General features: G+C 70.8%; 18 protein-coding genes. 9 read left to right on the top strand and 9 right to left on the bottom strand.

Annotated features, from left to right (window positions below):
- Nucleotides 1–46: 46 nt before the first annotated feature.
- Both BGO45_RS11035 and BGO45_RS11030 read left to right on the top strand, forming a co-directional pair.
- Nucleotides 47–487, top strand: coding sequence for a hypothetical protein (locus BGO45_RS11035; protein WP_292694135.1), 441 nt, complete (start codon nt 47–49; stop codon nt 485–487).
- 121 nt (nt 488–608) lie between these two features.
- The gene (locus BGO45_RS11030) at nt 609–998 is read left to right on the top strand and encodes a DUF6855 family protein (RefSeq protein WP_292694133.1); all 390 of its coding nucleotides are present in this window, start codon (nt 609–611) and stop codon (nt 996–998) included.
- Between the two features lie 12 nt (nt 999–1,010).
- Here BGO45_RS11030 and BGO45_RS11025 read toward each other — a convergent pair whose 3' ends face one another.
- Nucleotides 1,011–1,496 carry a MarR family transcriptional regulator gene (locus BGO45_RS11025; protein WP_292694131.1) on the bottom strand — a complete coding sequence of 162 codons (486 nt, stop codon included), beginning with the start codon at nt 1,494–1,496 and terminating at the stop codon, nt 1,011–1,013.
- A 76-nt stretch (nt 1,497–1,572) separates the two neighbouring features.
- Here BGO45_RS11025 and BGO45_RS11020 point away from each other — a divergent pair, with 76 nt between their 5' ends.
- Nucleotides 1,573–2,490, top strand: coding sequence for a VOC family protein (locus BGO45_RS11020; protein WP_292694129.1), 918 nt, complete (start codon nt 1,573–1,575; stop codon nt 2,488–2,490).
- A gap of 99 nt (nt 2,491–2,589) precedes the next feature.
- Nucleotides 2,590–2,847: a nuclease gene (locus tag BGO45_RS11015; protein WP_292694127.1), complete on the top strand. Its 258-nt coding sequence runs from the start codon at nt 2,590–2,592 to the stop codon at nt 2,845–2,847.
- Nucleotides 2,848–2,851: 4 nt separating this feature from the next.
- On the opposite strand, the gene BGO45_RS11010 is transcribed toward BGO45_RS11015, so the two are convergent.
- The 4 genes from BGO45_RS11010 to BGO45_RS10995 all read right to left on the bottom strand — a co-directional run bounded on the left by BGO45_RS11010 (nt 2,852) and on the right by BGO45_RS10995 (nt 5,688).
- Nucleotides 2,852–3,253, bottom strand: coding sequence for an aldehyde dehydrogenase (locus BGO45_RS11010; protein ID WP_292694125.1), 402 nt, complete (start codon nt 3,251–3,253; stop codon nt 2,852–2,854).
- A gap of 111 nt (nt 3,254–3,364) precedes the next feature.
- A complete protein-coding gene (locus BGO45_RS11005) occupies nt 3,365–4,153 on the bottom strand; it encodes a dienelactone hydrolase family protein (protein ID WP_292694123.1) in 789 nt (262 codons plus the stop codon).
- Nucleotides 4,154–4,199: 46 nt separating this feature from the next.
- Nucleotides 4,200–4,658, bottom strand: coding sequence for a hotdog domain-containing protein (locus BGO45_RS11000; RefSeq protein WP_292694121.1), 459 nt, complete (start codon nt 4,656–4,658; stop codon nt 4,200–4,202).
- A gap of 10 nt (nt 4,659–4,668) precedes the next feature.
- Nucleotides 4,669–5,688: a putative zinc-binding metallopeptidase gene (locus BGO45_RS10995; protein WP_292694119.1), complete on the bottom strand. Its 1,020-nt coding sequence runs from the start codon at nt 5,686–5,688 to the stop codon at nt 4,669–4,671.
- Nucleotides 5,689–5,826: 138 nt separating this feature from the next.
- On the opposite strand from BGO45_RS10995, the gene BGO45_RS10990 reads away from it, so the two are divergent.
- A complete protein-coding gene (locus BGO45_RS10990) occupies nt 5,827–6,693 on the top strand; it encodes a CPBP family intramembrane glutamic endopeptidase (protein ID WP_292694116.1) in 867 nt (288 codons plus the stop codon).
- 197 nt (nt 6,694–6,890) lie between these two features.
- On the opposite strand, the gene BGO45_RS10985 is transcribed toward BGO45_RS10990, so the two are convergent.
- A complete protein-coding gene (locus tag BGO45_RS10985) occupies nt 6,891–7,256 on the bottom strand; it encodes a DUF1622 domain-containing protein (protein WP_292694114.1) in 366 nt (121 codons plus the stop codon).
- 82 nt (nt 7,257–7,338) lie between these two features.
- A complete protein-coding gene (locus BGO45_RS10980) occupies nt 7,339–8,571 on the bottom strand; it encodes a TetR/AcrR family transcriptional regulator (RefSeq protein WP_292694112.1) in 1,233 nt (410 codons plus the stop codon).
- Nucleotides 8,572–8,682: 111 nt separating this feature from the next.
- Between BGO45_RS10980 and BGO45_RS10975 the strand changes: the two genes are divergently transcribed.
- Both BGO45_RS10975 and BGO45_RS10970 read left to right on the top strand, forming a co-directional pair.
- Nucleotides 8,683–10,476, top strand: a complete 1,794-nt coding sequence (locus BGO45_RS10975) for a glycoside hydrolase family 3 N-terminal domain-containing protein (protein ID WP_292694110.1) — start codon at nt 8,683–8,685, stop codon at nt 10,474–10,476.
- Between the two features lie 71 nt (nt 10,477–10,547).
- Nucleotides 10,548–11,360, top strand: coding sequence for a shikimate 5-dehydrogenase (locus tag BGO45_RS10970; RefSeq protein ID WP_292694108.1), 813 nt, complete (start codon nt 10,548–10,550; stop codon nt 11,358–11,360).
- 52 nt (nt 11,361–11,412) lie between these two features.
- On the opposite strand, the gene BGO45_RS10965 is transcribed toward BGO45_RS10970, so the two are convergent.
- Both BGO45_RS10965 and BGO45_RS10960 read right to left on the bottom strand, forming a co-directional pair.
- Nucleotides 11,413–12,714: an ABC transporter permease gene (locus BGO45_RS10965; protein WP_292694105.1), complete on the bottom strand. Its 1,302-nt coding sequence runs from the start codon at nt 12,712–12,714 to the stop codon at nt 11,413–11,415.
- Nucleotides 12,711–13,418, bottom strand: coding sequence for an ABC transporter ATP-binding protein (locus tag BGO45_RS10960; protein ID WP_292694102.1), 708 nt, complete (start codon nt 13,416–13,418; stop codon nt 12,711–12,713). The genes BGO45_RS10965 and BGO45_RS10960 overlap by 4 nt, the downstream gene beginning before the upstream one ends.
- A gap of 131 nt (nt 13,419–13,549) precedes the next feature.
- Between BGO45_RS10960 and BGO45_RS10955 the strand changes: the two genes are divergently transcribed.
- Nucleotides 13,550–14,758 carry a sensor histidine kinase gene (locus tag BGO45_RS10955; RefSeq protein WP_292694099.1) on the top strand — a complete coding sequence of 403 codons (1,209 nt, stop codon included), beginning with the start codon at nt 13,550–13,552 and terminating at the stop codon, nt 14,756–14,758.
- Nucleotides 14,755–15,420, top strand: coding sequence for a response regulator transcription factor (locus BGO45_RS10950; protein ID WP_076490755.1), 666 nt, complete (start codon nt 14,755–14,757; stop codon nt 15,418–15,420). The genes BGO45_RS10955 and BGO45_RS10950 overlap by 4 nt, the downstream gene beginning before the upstream one ends.
- The last annotated feature ends 20 nt before the right edge of the window (nt 15,421–15,440 follow it).

Below are 15,440 nucleotides of genomic sequence, written 5' to 3'. Positions count from 1 at the left end.
GCGGATGCTGGGCAGACTGGACCTCGCTGCGCGTAGAGCTGGGGCGATGTATCACCAAATCATGATTCGTGGCAGCAAAAAGAGAGAATGGCCGGAACCTATCCGCACTTTCCAAGGTGGACTGCACCTCCTCGACGCTCGCGTCGGCTCATTCGAAGTGCTCACGACGGTTTGGGGCGTGCTCGTATCGGTGGCGACCAGCAGCCCCGTCGCAGTCGCTGGTCTCATGGCGCTGGCATGGGACGTCGGTCAGACGGGAAAGTATGTCGCCGCACGCTGGCGGGCAGGCGCAGTCGTGGAGCAACCAAACGGCAGGCCTTCGTTCGACGTCTCTGACGCAACTGAGCCCTGGAGTGCTAATCAGACTCAGAAGTTGGTCCCCGTCATGAACCGCGCGATCGCGAACAATCAGGCGTTCGAGTACTCCCTCGATGGGCGTGAACTTCAGATCAGGTTGACCGTACTTCCCAAGGGCGACGAGATCTAGTGACGACGATGCGCATGGCGCGAGACTATCGAGCCGCGTCCCTGGCGGCTGCCGTCCCGGCGGGCCAGGATGTCCTCATCGCCTCGTCCGCCGGACGTGCGCCCGACGGAGGGAGCCGCGGATGCCCGCAGGAACGAAAGACGATCCGTGGGTGCTGCGGACTCCGCCGGGCAGCTCGGAATACACCCTGTACCGCGACGGCGAGGAGCTGATCTGTCAGGTCGGCTCGACGAAGTTGACGTACCAGGCCCGCGCGATCGACGACCTCCACGCCTGGCTGCTCGGCCAGAGCGACTGGGTGCCGCTCGGTGCCGCGGATGAGCAGAAGCCCGTGGTCGAGGGAACGGTCGAAGCGTGGGGGCGCTCCGAGAGCAACCCCGTCGGGGGCTGGTACGGCACACGCAAGGGATATCGCGGACGCTTCGGCATGTACCTGCCCCCGCTGCTCGAGGAACTGGGGCTCGCTGAGCTGACCCACGACGCGCGGAACAATCGCATGCGCGCGCTCTGAGTGCCCGACGCGTCAGTGAGCCTCGGTGGCCGACTCGGAGCCGCCCTCGAGCCGCCCCCGGATGACCGCCGTGATCTCGGCGAGAGCGTCGAGGTGCGCCGGGCTGAGCGCATCGACGACGAGTCGTCGCGCCGTCTCGATGTGCCGCGGGGTCGCGCGGATGAGGTCGCGGCGGCCGTCCGCGGTGAGCCGGACATCGGTCGCACGCCGATCCTCCGCGGAGGCGAACCGCTCGACGAGCCCGCGCTTCTCCAAGCGAGAGCACACGTGCGAGAGGCGCGGGAGAGTGGATGCCGTCTCCGCGGCGAGCGCGGTCATGCGCAGCGTCTGGTCGGGCGCGAATCGCAGTACGGTGAGCACCGAGAATTCGAAGTGCGTCATCCGCGAGTCGCGCTGCAACTGCGCGTCGAGTGCCGCCGGCAGGAGCTGGCTCACGGTGACCAGGCCGACCCATGCCGCGGACTCCTGCGCGTTCATACGGGGTGCGCGGAATACCACGCGACCATCCTAAGTTACTTGTAGCGACAACCAATCGCCGGAGTGGTTGCGATGACATCGTCACAGGGAGCTTCTCGTGGATCAGGCCTCGAAACCCGCCGCACCGTCGTGGAGCGCGCCGTCCGTGCCGACGCCCGGCGCGGCGCCGGACGGCACGCGCATGGACACGGTCGAGCTGCTCGTCAGCGACCTCGACGGGATGACGGATTTCTACCGGCGGGCGGTGACGCTCGACGTCCTCGACCAGTCCGGCGCGACGGCGACCCTCGGGCGCGGGGGCGTGGCATCCATCGTGCTCCGGCAGGAGAAGGACCTCCCGGGCCGCGACAGCCGGGGCGCCGGGCTGTACCACACCGCCATCGTGTTCCAGGATCAGGCCCGGCTCGCCTCCGCCCTGGCATCCATGGCCCGGCACGCCGGGCAGATGTACGAGGGATCCGCCGATCACCTCGTCAGCGAGGCGTTCTATTTCCACGATCCCGAGGGCAACGGGCTCGAGCTCTACCGCGACCGCCCGCGCGACCAGTGGACGGTCCACGCCGACGGCACGGTGCAGATGGCGTCGGAATTCCTCGACCCGAATCAGTTCCTGCAGCGCTGGTACGACCCCGAAGCGAAAGACAGCGGGACGGATGCCACGGCCACCATCGGACACGTCCACCTCCAGGTCGGCGACATCCCCGCGGCGCGACGCTTCTACGCCGGCATCCTCGGATTCGACGTGACCGCCGACCTGGGCTCGGCGCTGTTCCTCTCGGCGGGCGGCTACCACCACCACCTCGGCATGAACACGTGGCACAGCGCCGGCGCGGGGCCTCGCGCGGCCACCCTCGGCCTCGGCGACGTGCGCATCCTCGTGCCCACGCGCGACGACGTCGAGGCGTTCGCCGAGCGCCTGCGCGACCACGACATCGCCGCGGCCGACGACGGGCGCACACTGCGGCTCGCCGACCCGTGGGGCACGCGGTTGGCGATCACGCCCGCGGGTGCGTAGTCGACGACCCGGTGTTACGTCGCGCTACGTCTCGCGGCGGCGTGGGCGGCGGCATCCCGTACCGTCGTGACATCGCACTCCCCGAAGGCAGGTGAAGCCATGTCCCGCACGATCTCGTCGACAGTCCACCCGATCCAGCGCTGCATGGCGTCCGCGCACCCCGCGGCGTGGTCGGACGGACTCGTCACGCACGTCGACGGCGCCGAGGCGACGATCGCGCTCCTGAACGGCGAGAGCGTGCGCGTACGGATCGTCGGCCCGGCGGTCGACCTCGTGGCGGGGGAGCCGGTGGCCTACCACCCGGTCGCGGAGCTTCTCAGCGCGACGGCCGCCCTCACGACCGCGCGCCGCGCCTGAGTCCTCAGGCGGACATCGAGGCCATCATGGCCTCGCACTTCATGACCATGTCGTCGCACGCCATGGCGCAGTAGCGGCACATCTCGTCCATGTCGCCGTGCATGCGGCACTCGTCGGCGCACGCCTTCCCCATCGTCATGCAGGCCGTCATCATGGCCGTCATCACGTCCATGTCCATGCCCGCAGGGCGCATCATCATGTGCATCGTCGCCTGGGCCATCTCGACCATGTTCGAGCACATGGCGCAGCACTTGGCCATCTCGGCGCCGTGCATCATGTCGCTGCCGGCGCACATCGCCGCCGCCATCGCGCAGGCGTTCAGGGACTGCATGCAGTCCTGCAGGGCATCCATGTCCATGGTCATCTCGCCCATGTCCATCGACTTCATCATCATCGTGGTGTCCATGTGGGTCTCCCGTGTGCTCGAAGCGGATGCGATCGGCCGGCGGCGGAGCGCTCGTGTGACGGAATGTTACGCCTTCCGCTCCGGCGGCTCACGGGACTCTCAGGAGAGTGATCAGCCGCCGAGTCGCTCGCGCAGGAACTCGACGACCTGTTCGTTCGCCCGCTGCGTCGGGTGACCCGGGACGGTGGCCGAGGCGTCCGTGAGGACGGAGTGCGCGCCGGCCGGGATGCCATCCGGATTGCCCGGGGAGGAGTCGATCTCGAACGCCCGCCATCCCTCGCCGAGAAGCCGCTCGAACGCCGCGAAACGCTCCGCCGGGACGCTGCGGTCGTTCGTGAACCGCAGACCGAGCGCGCACAGGCCGTCGCCGGCGCGGCGGCGCACGGCGGACGCCTCGGTCGGACTCAGACCGGTCGCGGTGCGCCCGGCGCCGATCGGCGGGGGGAGCGCGGGCTGGGAGACGACGGGCGCGAGCACGCTCTCGTCGGCGGCCGTCGCCAGAGCGAATCCGCCGGAGAAGCACATCCCGATGACACCGACACCGGGCCCGCCGCGCTCGGCGTGCACATCACGCGCGAGGGCGCGCAGGAAACCCGCGATCGGACGATCGGCGCGACGTGCGAACGCCGCGAACTCGCGTGACACGCACATGCGCAGAGCGGAACCGGCGATGTACCCGCCGCTCACCGGCCGCCCCGGCGTTCCGACGATGGAGGGGAGGGCGACGTGGAAGCCCGCGGCGACGAGTCGCTCGCCGAGCGCGATCACCTCGGGGGTCGCGCCGGGGAGCTCCGGGATCAGGATGACGCCGGGACCGTCGCCCGAACGATAGACGTCGTGCGTGATGCCGTCGTACGCGAAGGGCGAGACGTCCCAGTCGGCCAACAGATCCGTGGTCATGTGCTCAGTGAATCACTACCGCGCCCGGTGGCGGCGATCCGGCGGACTAATCGAGTCGGATGCTCCCGGTCGCGGGGTGCTCGTGCGGCATCCGGTCGCGGTCGTACGTGATCTCGGTGTAGCCGTGCGGCTTCGGCTTGCCGTCCTCGTCGACGCTCACGAACACGAGCCGCTCGATCGTGAGGATGCGCTTGCGCGTGATCATGTTCCGCACGACCGCGCGCATGGTGAGCGACGTGCGACCGAAGTGCGTCGCGGTGAGCCCCATCTCGATCAGGTCGCCCTGCAGAGCGGATGCCTCGAAGTTGATCTCCGAGATGAGCTTCGTGACCACGCGGTAGTTGCCGAGCTGGATGATCGCGTAGATCGCGGCTTCCTCGTCGATCCAGCGCAAGAGGCTGCCACCGAACAGGGTGCCGTTGGCGTTCAGGTCTTCGGGCTTGACCCACTTGCGGGTGTGGAAGTTGATGCCGTCATCGGAGGGATGCCACTGCGGATGCGTCACCCCGACAACGCTACCCGCCCGGGCCACCCGCCTCCGGCGCTCCGCCTCCGAACCGCAGCGACGCGACGAACTCCAGCTTGTCGAGCACCGGATCGGGGATGACGAAGGGGTAGAGGTCGGCCTTGCCCATGGACCGGTTGATCATGTTGAGCGAGGTGGTCAGTGGCATCCACACCCCCGTCACGAGGTCGCGGAAGCGCGAGAACGCGTCGATCCCGCCCACGGTGAGGAGGCCGTACGCGGTCGCGGTCTCGATCGTGTCGGTGATGTGGAGGAAGTGCGCCCAGGTCTCGGCGAAGTCTTCGTACGGGTGCATCGTCGCGTACGTCGAGATGTAGCGCTCGGGCCAGTCGGCCGGCGGCCCCTCGGAGTAGTGGCGGTCGATCTCGGCCTGGTAGTCGGCGGTCTCGTCGCCGAAGAGCTCGCGGGCCTCCGCGATGCGGTCGGTCCCCTCGACCATGACCCACTCGATGTAGTGCCCGACCTCGTGCCGGAAGTGCCCGAGCATCGTGCGGTACGGCTCGCCGAGCTGGTTCTGCACCTTCACGCGGTAGGCGTCGTCGCTCTCGGCCAGGTCGATCGTGATGACCCCCTCGTCGTGCCCGATGACGACGTTCTCGGCGACGCTCGAGAGCAGGTCGAAGCACAGGCCGCGCTCGGGGTCCTGCGCCTTGCTCGCGACGCGGAATCCGAGCCGGTCGAGTTCGAAGAGCAGCCACCGCTTCGCGCGCTCGGCGGCGGGGAACTGCGCGAGTCCCTGGAGGTCGGCGTCGTTGGGGCGGACGCGGGTGAGATCGCACGCTGCGCACTGGCCGCCCTCGAGGGGCGCGAGCCACGTGCAGCCGGACAGGTTCAGGTTGCGGCAGACGTGCCACACGAGTCCGGACGAGTCGATGTAGCGACCCTGCGCGTCGACGGGCACGATCTCGGCCTCACCGCGCGAGAAGCCGAGGGCGGTTCCGCACGACACGCAGACCGAGTTCTCGAAGTACAGGGCATTGCCGCACACGCGGCACCGAAACGACTTCACGCGTCCAGCCTGGCAGGCCGGGCGCCGGGGGGAAGCGGAGTTGCGTACGGCGGCCACGGGTCTTTCGTCCCGCGAGGCCCACGACGCGGCGGATATCACGGTGGTGACACCGGTCGCCGGTCGGGGAAAGGGGGCGAGATGAGCACGGCGGGCACAGCACGATCGCGCTCCGGCGGCATCGCCGTCTTCGTGACCGTGGCGTTCGCCGTGACGTGGGCGATCTGGGCGCCCCTCCTGGTGCAGGCGCAGACCGCAGGTCTCGAGCGGATGCCGTGGACCTTCTTCCTCGCCTCGGTCGGGCCGCTGTGCGGCGCTGTCGCGGCGTCGGCGTGGGAGGGCGGGCTTGGCGCTCTGCGCGCGTGGGCGGGGCGCGCGTTCTCGCTGCGCTTCCGGTGGGTGTGGTGGGTGGTCGGGATCGGGATGCCGCTGGCGTACCTCGGCATCGCGTGGCTCGTGGTCTTCGTCGTCACGGGCGCCTGGCCCGACCCCGCCGCGTTCGGACTGACCGAGAAGCTCCCGGGGCTGGCCTGGCCGCTGGTGGCGCTGGTGTGGGTGCTCACCTTCGGTCTCGGCGAAGAGGCCGGCTGGCGCGGGTGGCTGCTCCCCGCGCTGACGCGGCGCGTGTCGCCGTTCTGGGCTGCATTGATCGTCGCCGGTGTGTGGATCGCCTGGCACGCGCCCGCGTTCTTCTTCAACCCCACGTACACCGAGATGGGCGCCGGGATCATCGGGTGGATGCTGGCGCTGGTGTGCGGCTCGTTCCTGCTCGCGTGGATGACGGTGGGTGCACGCGGCAGCATCGTCCCGGTGCTTCTCTGGCACGCCGGGTTCGACCTGCTCACCGCGGCGGACCAGTCGGCCGGGATCATCGCGTCGACCATCAGCGCGATCGTCATGGTGCAGGGCGTGCTGTGCGCGTGGTTCCTCTGGCGACGGCGTGCCGACGGGGCCCGCCCGAGCGTGTCGGCCGGGCCCCGCGCGGTCAGTACACGATCACCGGCTTGACCGTGGCGCCGCTGTGCATGTCGGCGACGCAGTACGTCCGAGAAGGACGCGCCCGTCGACGCGCCCTCGGTCGCCCGCTGAATCTCCACCGCTCCTGAGGTGACCATCTATACGTGGTGAGGTCGGTCAGCGAATCACCGCCGCGCCCGGTGGGGGCGGTCCGGAGAGCCGGTCCGGGCGGATCGAGCCGAGAGGGACTAGTCCGCGGATGCCGATCCCGGCGTAACGGGCCTCTTCTGCCAGGGCCAGCGGCCCGTGATCTCCAGCTCGAGCGACCAGCTCAGGAACGTGCGGATGACGATGATCGCCGCCAGCACGCCGACGCTCGAGAGCGTGGGAGTCACCGCGACGGTGCGGATGATGTCGGCGGCGACCAGGAGCTCCAGGCCGAGCAGGATGGAGCGCCCGAGGAATCGGCGGAAGCGGACGTACGTGTCGGGTTCCCGCCGGAGCGCGCGCGGGACCGCGAGGACGATGGCGGCGATCACCCCGATCACGATCGCCCCGACGCCCACGGCATCCAGTGACTTGCCGATGCCTTCGATGATCTCCGAGAACCCCATGGGGCGATTCTCGTCGCGGTCGTCGGTTTCGGCGCACGTCTCCCGCGACGGCGCGCCGGACCGCGGCGCCGCGTCCCGCGGATCAGCGCGGCAGCACGCGGGCGAGGTGGTCCGCGAGTTCCTCGCTGACGTTCACGGCCGAGCGGTCGTAGAGCCACTGGATCTGCAGCCCGTCCCAGAGCGCGATGAGCCATGCGGCCTCGAAGGCGGGGTCGCGGTCGGGTGCGAGGTCGCCGTCGGCCTGCGCCGTGCGGAAGAGATCGGTCGTGGCGTCCAGGAGGTGCCGGTACCGCGCGATGAAGTACGGTCGCGCGGGGTGTTCCGCGGCCGACGCCTCGCAGGACAGCACGGCATGCACCTCGATGAGGCCGGGCGAGCGCTCGGCGTTGCGGCGCGCCGTGTCGGCGAAGGCTCGCAGCGCGTCGGCGGCCGAGGCCGCCTCGTCGCCACCCGCCTGGCCGATGGAGCGGTCGCGGGCGACCAGCACCTCGATCAGCAGCGTCTCCTTGGTGGGGTAGTGGTGGAACAGGGTCGACTTCGACACCCCCACCCGCTGGGCGACGTCGTTCATGCTCGTGGCACCGTAGCCGCGTTCGGCGTACAGCCGTGTCGCGTCGGCGACGATCCGCGCCCGGCGCGCGCGTCCCGACGCGTAGCCCGCGGGCATGTCGGGCGGCTCGGGGGGAGTGAGGGCCACGGGCCGGCGGGCGGCGCGGGGCGTGCGGCGGTCGAGCGGGGGGAGCGGGTGCCGCAACCGCTCGCCGGCGCCGTGGAGGGCGGCGACCACCGAGACCCGGTCGGGGGTGAGCAGCTCGAGCAGCTGCAACCCGTCCCACGCGGCCGGGTACTGTACGGCGAGGCGGTCCGGATCGTGGTCGGCGTGGACGTCGCCTGCGGCCTGCGCCGTGCGGAACTGCGCTGCCGACGCCGCACGCACATCGGCGTACCTCTTGCGCATGTGGGCGTGGGCGGGATGCTGCGTCGCCGTGGCCTCGCCCGCGAGAGCCGTGAAGGTCGCGAGGTACCCCGGCTGGACGCGGTGGTGCTCGGCGATGCGCGCGGCCGCCGGCGCCGAGAGGCCTTCGGCGTCGGCCCAGGCGCCGGTCTCGGTCTCGTAGCGGTCCACGACGGCGAGGAGGATCTCGTCCTTCGAGGCGAAGTGCCGCCGCAGCCCCGGGTGGGTGATCCCCGCGGCCTGCGCGATGTCGCGGAGCGACGCGGTGCGGAAACCCTGGCTGGCGAAGAGCGTCGTCGCGGCGTCGATGATCGCCTCGCGGGTCCGGAGCCCGCGTGCCGAGGGCGCTGCCACCGTCATGCCGTCAGGGTAGCAATCAGCGAAGCCATCGTTACCAGTCGGTCGGGTTTGCGTGTATCGTCGGCGACGCGCAGACGCGCGGCGCGGCTGCGCCCGGTGAAAGGACACCCGATGACAGAGCTGTCGCCTCCCTCGAGCGCCGCGTCCGACGGGTTCGCTCGTCCCTGGCTGGATGCGACCCTGCCGATCGACGACCGGGTCGAGCTGCTGCTGGCCGAGATGAGCCTGCCCGAGAAGGCCGGTCTCTTCTTCCACGCGATGATCGCGATGGGCGACGGCGGCGCCCTCGCCGATGCCGATCCGCGGTTCGGGCTGCCCTCGACGCACGACTACGTGGTCGATCGCCACCTGTCCCACTTCAACCTGCTGACCTCCGAGGCCGACGCGCGCACCATGGCCATGTGGCACAACCGCCTGCAGGAGCTGGCGGCATCCACTCGTCTCGGCATCCCCGTGACCCTCTCGACGGACCCTCGGCACTCGTTCTCCGAGAACCCCGGTGCGGCTCTCCGGGCCGGCGCGTTCTCGCAGTGGCCCGAACCGATGGGACTCGCCGCGACGCGGGACGCCGATCTGGTGCGCCGATTCGGTGACATCGCCCGGCAGGAGTACCTCGCGTGCGGGTTCCGTGTCGCCCTGCACCCCCAGGTGGATCTCGCCACCGAACCCCGCTGGGCGCGGCAGGTGCAGACCTTCGGCGAGGACGCCGACCTCACCGCCGAACTCGGATCCGCCTACGTGCGAGGCTTCCAGGGCGAGTCCTTCGGCTCCGCGTCGGTGTCGACGATGGTCAAGCACTTCCCGGGCGGCGGTCCGCAGAAGGACGGCGAAGACCCGCACTTCGCGTACGGGCGCGAGCAGGTCTACCCGGGCGACGCGTTCGAGCTGCACCTGAAGCCTTTCGCCGCCGTGTTCGCGGCCGGCGCCCGCCAGGTCATGCCCTACTACGGAATGCCGGTCGGCACCGAGTACGAGGAGGTCGGCTTCGGATTCAACCGCTCGGTGCTCACCGGGCTGCTCCGAGAGCGCTTCGGATTCGACGGCATCGTCTGCACCGACTGGGGGCTGGTGACGGATGCCGACATCGCCGGCGACCCGTTCCCGGCCCGGGCGTGGGGCGTCGAGCATCTGACGCGGGCCGAGCGGATGGAGAAGATCCTCGACGCCGGGGCCGACCAGTTCGGCGGCGAAGCGTGCGTCGACCTCCTCGTCGAGCTGGTCTTCGACGGCGTCGTCCCCGAGGAGCGGCTGGACGTGTCGGCGCGCCGACTCCTGCGGGAGAAGTTCGCTCTCGGGCTGTTCGAGAACCCGTACGTCGACGTCGACGCCGCGGAGCGGATCGTCGGCGCTCCCGAGTTCCGCGCGGCCGCCGATCATGCGCAGCGCGCGTCGATCACGCTCCTGAGCAACGACGGCGTGCTGCCGCTGCGCGCGGGCGCCGCGGTCTACGCCGAGGGGATCCTCGGCGAGGAGATCGTGGCCTGGGGCGGACGACCGGTCGACGACCCGGCCGCCGCGGACGTCGCGGTGGTGCGCCTGCACGCGCCGTACGAGGTGCGCGGGACGACGTTCGAGAACTTCTTCCACGCCGGGTCGCTGGAGTTCCCGGATGCCACGCGGGCGCACATCGCCGAGCTGTCCGCGGTGGTGCCCACGGTCGTCGACGTGCTCCTCGATCGCCCCGCGATCCTCGAACCGCTCGTGCGGAGTGCGTCGGCGGTGACCGCCAACTGGGGGGCGAGTCCGGCGGCCCTGCTCGACGTCCTCGACGGCACCTTCCCCGCGCGCGGGCGCCTGCCCTTCGATGTGCCGAGCAGTACCGCGGCCGTCGAGGCGTCTCGCCCCGACGTGCCGTTCGACACCGCGGATCCTCTGTTCCGCTTCGGGCACGGCCTCACGCTCTGAGGCGCCCGGGGTCCGGCGCGCGGTCCGGGCCTCGTACGATCGAGGCATCGCCCGCCTACCCCGGAGGCCCCATGCCCGAACTGAGCAAGGACACCACCGTCTGCATCTCCCTGGCCGGCCGTCCCTCGAACATCGGAACCCGCTTCCACAACTTCCTCTACGCCGAACTCGGGCTCGATTTCCTCTACAAGGCGTTCACGACGACCGATATCGCCGGAGCGATCGCCGGGGTCCGCGCGCTCGGCATCCGCGGCTGTTCGGTGTCGATGCCCTTCAAAGAGGCGGTGATCCCCCTGGTCGACCACATCGAACACTCGGCGGCGGCGATCGGGTCGGTCAACACGATCGTGAACGACGGGGGAGAGCTCACGGCTTCGAACACCGACTACGAGGCGATCGCGAGTCTGATCGAGAGCCACCGCCTCGACCCCGCGGCATCCGTCCTCGTGCGGGGGTCGGGCGGCATGGCCAAGGCCGTGGTGGCGGCCTTCCACGGCGCGGGATTCCGCGACCTCACGGTCGTCGCCCGCAACGCCGAGGCGGGCCCCGCGCTCGCCGCGACGTACGGCTTCCGCTGGGTCCCCGAGGATCCGCCGCCCGGCGGCGACATCGTCGTCAACGTCACACCGCTCGGCATGAACGGAACGGATGCCGGTGCCCTGGCGTTCTCCCCGGAGCACATCGCCGCGGCGACCACCGTGTTCGACGTCGTCGCCTTCCCCGCCGAGACCCCGCTCATCCGCGCGGCGCGGGAGGCCGGACGGGACGTCATCACGGGCGCCGAGGTGATCGCCCTGCAGGCGGCCGGCCAGTTCGCGCGATACACCGGCGTGACCCCCACCCCCGATCAGGTGGCGAGGGCGTCCGCGCACTCGCGCGCGTGAAACGACGGTGGGGCCCCGCGGTCCGTCCCGCGGGGCCCCACCGTCGCGCCCGTCACTCGTAGCGCAGCGACTCCACCGGGTCGGCCCGTGCGGCACGGGCCGCGGGAAGACTTCCGGCGAGGAACGCGATCGCCATGATGACCAGTGACGTCACGACGATCGACACGGGGTCGAACGCGATCAGCTGGAGGCCCGGGAGATCGCTGAACAACGTCCGCGTGAGCCCCGCGCTCACGGGGACGCCGACCGCGATCGCCACGACCGCGCCGAGAACGCTGCCCAGGAGTCCCAGCACCACCGCTTCGAGACTGAACAGCGAGAACACGCGCGCGCTCCCCATCCCCATCGCCTTCATGAGGCCGATCTCCCGCGTCCGCTCCTGCACCGACATCAGCAGCGTGTTGACGATGCCGAAGCTCGCCGCGAGAAGGGCGATGACCGCGAACGCGTTCAGCACCAGCACGATGCCGTTGATGACGGCCTGGAACGTGCCGAGCTGATCGGCGACGGTGCGGCCGGTGTACCCGGCATCCGTGAGGGAGGCCTTGACCGCGTCGATCTCCTCCGGGGTGGTCGAGGAGACCGTGACGCTGGCGGTGGCGTAGCGGTCGAGCTCGTCCTGCGGCACGCCGGTGTTCTGGGCCGTGTACAGGGCGTCCTGAAGGGGGGTGTTGGTCGTCAGGCTGGTCGTCCCGGTGAAGGCCGCCTCGGTGACCCCCGTGACCGTGGCCTCGACGAGGTGCTGCGTCCGCAGCGGATCGGTGACAGCGATCGTGACGGTCTTGCCCACGGCGTCGGCGTCGTCCGTGAAGCCCAGGGGAGTGACCAGCGCGGAGGGCAGAGCCACTTCGAGCGCGTCGGTGGCGTCGTCGGGCGCGACACCGACCGCCAGCTGCGGTGTCTGCCCGCCGATGAGGCCGCCGGCCGATGCGACGTACCGGTCGCCGCCGTCGTACTGCACGAAGTCGATCGTCGCCGACCGGACGGGGGTCACGCTCTCGACACCGTCGATGCCCTCGAGCGTCGTGATGTCGGCGTCGGTGAGGGCCGACACGGAGCTCGACGCCCCGGGGCGACCGGGGTCGGTCTGCGCCGTCGCGATGGCATCCGGATCGTACTTCTGCGGGTCCGTGGACGTCGCGTCGTTGGTGGACGTCTTCGACACCGTCAGCACGTTCGAGGCGCCGATCGAGGACACCGTGCTGTCGATGAACCGGTTGATGCCGGTGCCGAGCCCGTTGGTCAGGGTGAGGGTGAACGCACCGACGAAGATGGCGAGCACCGTCAGGATCGTGCGCGTCTTCGAGCGGAACGTGTTCGAGAACGCCGTGGCGATCAGGTCCGTGGTCTTCATGCTGCGCGTCCCTCCTCGGCGACGATCACGCCGTCGCGGATCTGGATGCGGCGGTCGCACCGCGACGCCAGGTCATCGTCGTGCGTCACGACGATGAGCGTGATGCCGTGCTCGCGATTCAGGCGGAAGAGGATGTCCTCCACGACCGCTCCCGTCTGGGAGTCGAGGTTGCCGGTCGGTTCGTCGGCGAAGATCACCTGCGGGTCGTTGACGAGAGCGCGGGCGATGACCGCGCGCTGCTTCTGGCCGCCGGACAGCGCCGTCGCCTTGTTCTTCGCCTTGTCCTGCATGTCCAGTTCGGCCAGTGCGGCGAGACCGCGGCGCTTGCGTTCGGCGCGTCCCACCCCGGCGATCTTGAGCGGCAGGACCACGTTCTCCAGCACCGAGGCGTTGGGGGTGAGGAAGAACTGCTGGAAGACGAAGCCGAACGTCTTGTTGCGCGTGCGGTTCAGGCGACGGCCGCGGAGGGCGGCGGCATCTGTTCCGTCGAGGGCGACCGTGCCGGTCGTCGGGGCGTCCATCAGGGCGAGCAGGTGCATGAGGGTGGACTTGCCGGACCCGCTCTTGCCGACGATGGCGATGCTCTCCCCGCGACGGATGTCGAGCGAGACGCCGCGGAGGGCGTCGAAGCGGGCGGAACCACGGCCGTACGACTTGTGCAGGTCGACGACCGAGAGGAGGGGCGGTGGGGTGTCGGGTGTCATGGTCCCACCCTCGCCGGACTCACCCTCGGGCGCCTCCCGCGGGTGGGGTGGATGCCTACCCCTCCCGGGGGATCCCGGTCTGCCCCGGGACGGCGATGGTCCCGCGGCCCGCGGACCGTCAGACTGGGACGATGCCACCCCTCCCGACGATCGACACGGCGCCGCACCTGCTGCCGTCGGTTCCCCGGTGGGTCCGCGACGTCGTCGTCGCGGTGCTCGTGATCGTGCCCGCCTTCGCTCCCGTGCCGTTCCCCGAACTGCGCCCGTCGAGTCCGTTCGTGTACGTGCTCGCCGTCCTGCCCGCGGCCGTCCTGCCGTTCCGCCGCCGCTGGCCCCGCTCGGCGCTCGCGGTGTGCATCGGGCTCTACGTCGCCGCCCTCGTCCTCGGCACCCTGGCTCCGGGTGCCGCGCTCGCCGTGGTGATCGCCGCGTTCGGCGTGCCCGACCGCCTGGACCGCCGTGCCGCGGCGCCGGTCAGTATCGCCGCGGTGGGGGTCGTGGTCGCGTCGAGCATCGTCGTCGAACTCACGACGGGGATGGACACGCGGTTCCTGCAGATCGGGCTCTCGGTCGCGCTCGCCGGAGCGCTGGGGGATGCCACGCGCTCACGCCGCGCCTACGTCGTCGCCGTGATCGAGCGCGCCCGCCGGGCGGAGCAGACGCGCGAGGCCGAGGCGAGCCGCCGCGTGACCGAGGAACGGCTGCGCATCGCGCGCGACCTCCACGACGCCGTCGCGCACCAGATCTCGGTCATCAGCCTCAACGCCGGCGTCGCGTCGTCGGCGCTGGAGACCCGGCCGGAGCGGGCGCGGGAGGCGCTCGCCACGATCCGCACCGCGTCGCGCGACGTGCTGGGGGAGATCGGTTCGATGCTGACGATCCTGCGGACCCCGGACGAGGTCGGGATCCGGGAGCAGCCGGGGCTGGCCCGTCTGGCGGACGTCGTGGAGTCGGTTCGCGTCGCGGGCTGGGACGTCGTCGTCCGGGACGAGCGGGACGGGGAGCCGGTGCCGCTCGGCGTCGACATCGTGGCGTACCGCGTGGTGCAGGAGGGGCTCACCAACGCCCTCAAGCACGGAACGGCCCGCCGCGTCCATGTGCTGCTGAGACGGGACGGCGACGCCCTCGAGGTGGTCGTGACCAATCCCCTCGATCGCATTCCGCCCGACCCCGAGCTGCCGCCGTCGGGGTTCGGCCTGGTCGGGCTGCGCGAACGCGTCGAATCCGTCGGCGGTGCGCTCGAGGCCGGTCCCGCCCCCGGCGGCTTCCGCCTCGCCGCGCGCCTTCCCCTCACGCCCCCGGCGGCCGGGGGCCGCGCGTCTTCCGGAGGTGCCGCATGACCCGGGTGCTCGTCGTCGACGACCAGGCGCTGATCCGCTCCGCCGTCCGCGACCTCCTCGACGCGGCGCCCGGCATCGACGTCGTCGGGGAAGCCGCCGACGGCGAGGCGGCGGTCGACCTCGCCCGCCGGCTTCGTCCGGACGTGGTCGTCTGCGACATCCGGATGCCGAGGATGGACGGCATCGAAGCCACCGGGCTCATCTGCGGCGACCCCGACCTCGCCGCCACCCACGTGCTCATCCTCACGACGTTCGAGGAGGACGACTACGTCGTCGCGGCGCTCCGCGCGGGGGCGAGCGGCTTCATCGGGAAGGGCGCCGAGCCCGACGACATCGTGCACGCGGTCCACGCGGTGCACGAGGGCGGTGCGTTGCTGTCGCCCGCGGCCACGCGCGCGATGATCGAGCGGTACGTGCGGGGCGCGGCATCCGACCCTCCCCGTCCTTCGCCGGCGCTCGACGTCCTCACCGACCGGGAGCGGGAGGTGCTGAGGCTCGTCGGGCGCGGGCGCTCCAACGACGAGATCGCCGCCGATCTGTTCATCTCCCCCCACACGGCCAAGACCCACGTGAAGAACACGATGATCAAGCTCGGCGCCCACGACCGCGCGCAACTGGTGATCGTGGCGTACGAGAGCGGACTGGTGCAGCCGGGACGGTGAGCGGTCAGGCCGGTGTACCG

Source organism: Microbacterium sp. 71-36, from assembly GCF_001898305.1.
Classification (GTDB): Bacteria; Actinomycetota; Actinomycetes; order Actinomycetales; family Microbacteriaceae; genus Microbacterium.
The sequence above is the reverse complement of the archived record's forward strand: the minus strand, read 5'-3'. Positions and strand labels throughout refer to the sequence as shown.

Excerpts from the sequence above, each read along its gene's own strand:
- BGO45_RS11010 (WP_292694125.1), bottom strand. The coding sequence starts at position 3,253 with ATGGACACCACGATGATGATGAAGTCGATGGACATGGGCGAGATGACC.
- BGO45_RS10985 (WP_292694114.1), bottom strand. The coding sequence starts at position 7,256 with ATGGGGTTCTCGGAGATCATCGAAGGCATCGGCAAGTCACTGGATGCC.
- BGO45_RS10955 (WP_292694099.1), top strand. The coding sequence starts at position 13,550 with ATGCCACCCCTCCCGACGATCGACACGGCGCCGCACCTGCTGCCGTCG.
- BGO45_RS10980 (WP_292694112.1), bottom strand. The coding sequence starts at position 8,571 with ATGACGGTGGCAGCGCCCTCGGCACGCGGGCTCCGGACCCGCGAGGCG.
- BGO45_RS10975 (WP_292694110.1), top strand. The coding sequence starts at position 8,683 with ATGACAGAGCTGTCGCCTCCCTCGAGCGCCGCGTCCGACGGGTTCGCT.
- BGO45_RS10960 (WP_292694102.1), bottom strand. The coding sequence starts at position 13,418 with ATGACACCCGACACCCCACCGCCCCTCCTCTCGGTCGTCGACCTGCAC.
- BGO45_RS11015 (WP_292694127.1), top strand. The coding sequence starts at position 2,590 with ATGTCCCGCACGATCTCGTCGACAGTCCACCCGATCCAGCGCTGCATG.
- BGO45_RS10990 (WP_292694116.1), top strand. The coding sequence starts at position 5,827 with ATGAGCACGGCGGGCACAGCACGATCGCGCTCCGGCGGCATCGCCGTC.
- BGO45_RS10970 (WP_292694108.1), top strand. The coding sequence starts at position 10,548 with ATGCCCGAACTGAGCAAGGACACCACCGTCTGCATCTCCCTGGCCGGC.
- BGO45_RS11005 (WP_292694123.1), bottom strand. The coding sequence starts at position 4,153 with ATGACCACGGATCTGTTGGCCGACTGGGACGTCTCGCCCTTCGCGTAC.
- BGO45_RS11035 (WP_292694135.1), top strand. The coding sequence starts at position 47 with ATGTATCACCAAATCATGATTCGTGGCAGCAAAAAGAGAGAATGGCCG.
- BGO45_RS11030 (WP_292694133.1), top strand. The coding sequence starts at position 609 with ATGCCCGCAGGAACGAAAGACGATCCGTGGGTGCTGCGGACTCCGCCG.
- BGO45_RS10965 (WP_292694105.1), bottom strand. The coding sequence starts at position 12,714 with ATGAAGACCACGGACCTGATCGCCACGGCGTTCTCGAACACGTTCCGC.
- BGO45_RS10950 (WP_076490755.1), top strand. The coding sequence starts at position 14,755 with ATGACCCGGGTGCTCGTCGTCGACGACCAGGCGCTGATCCGCTCCGCC.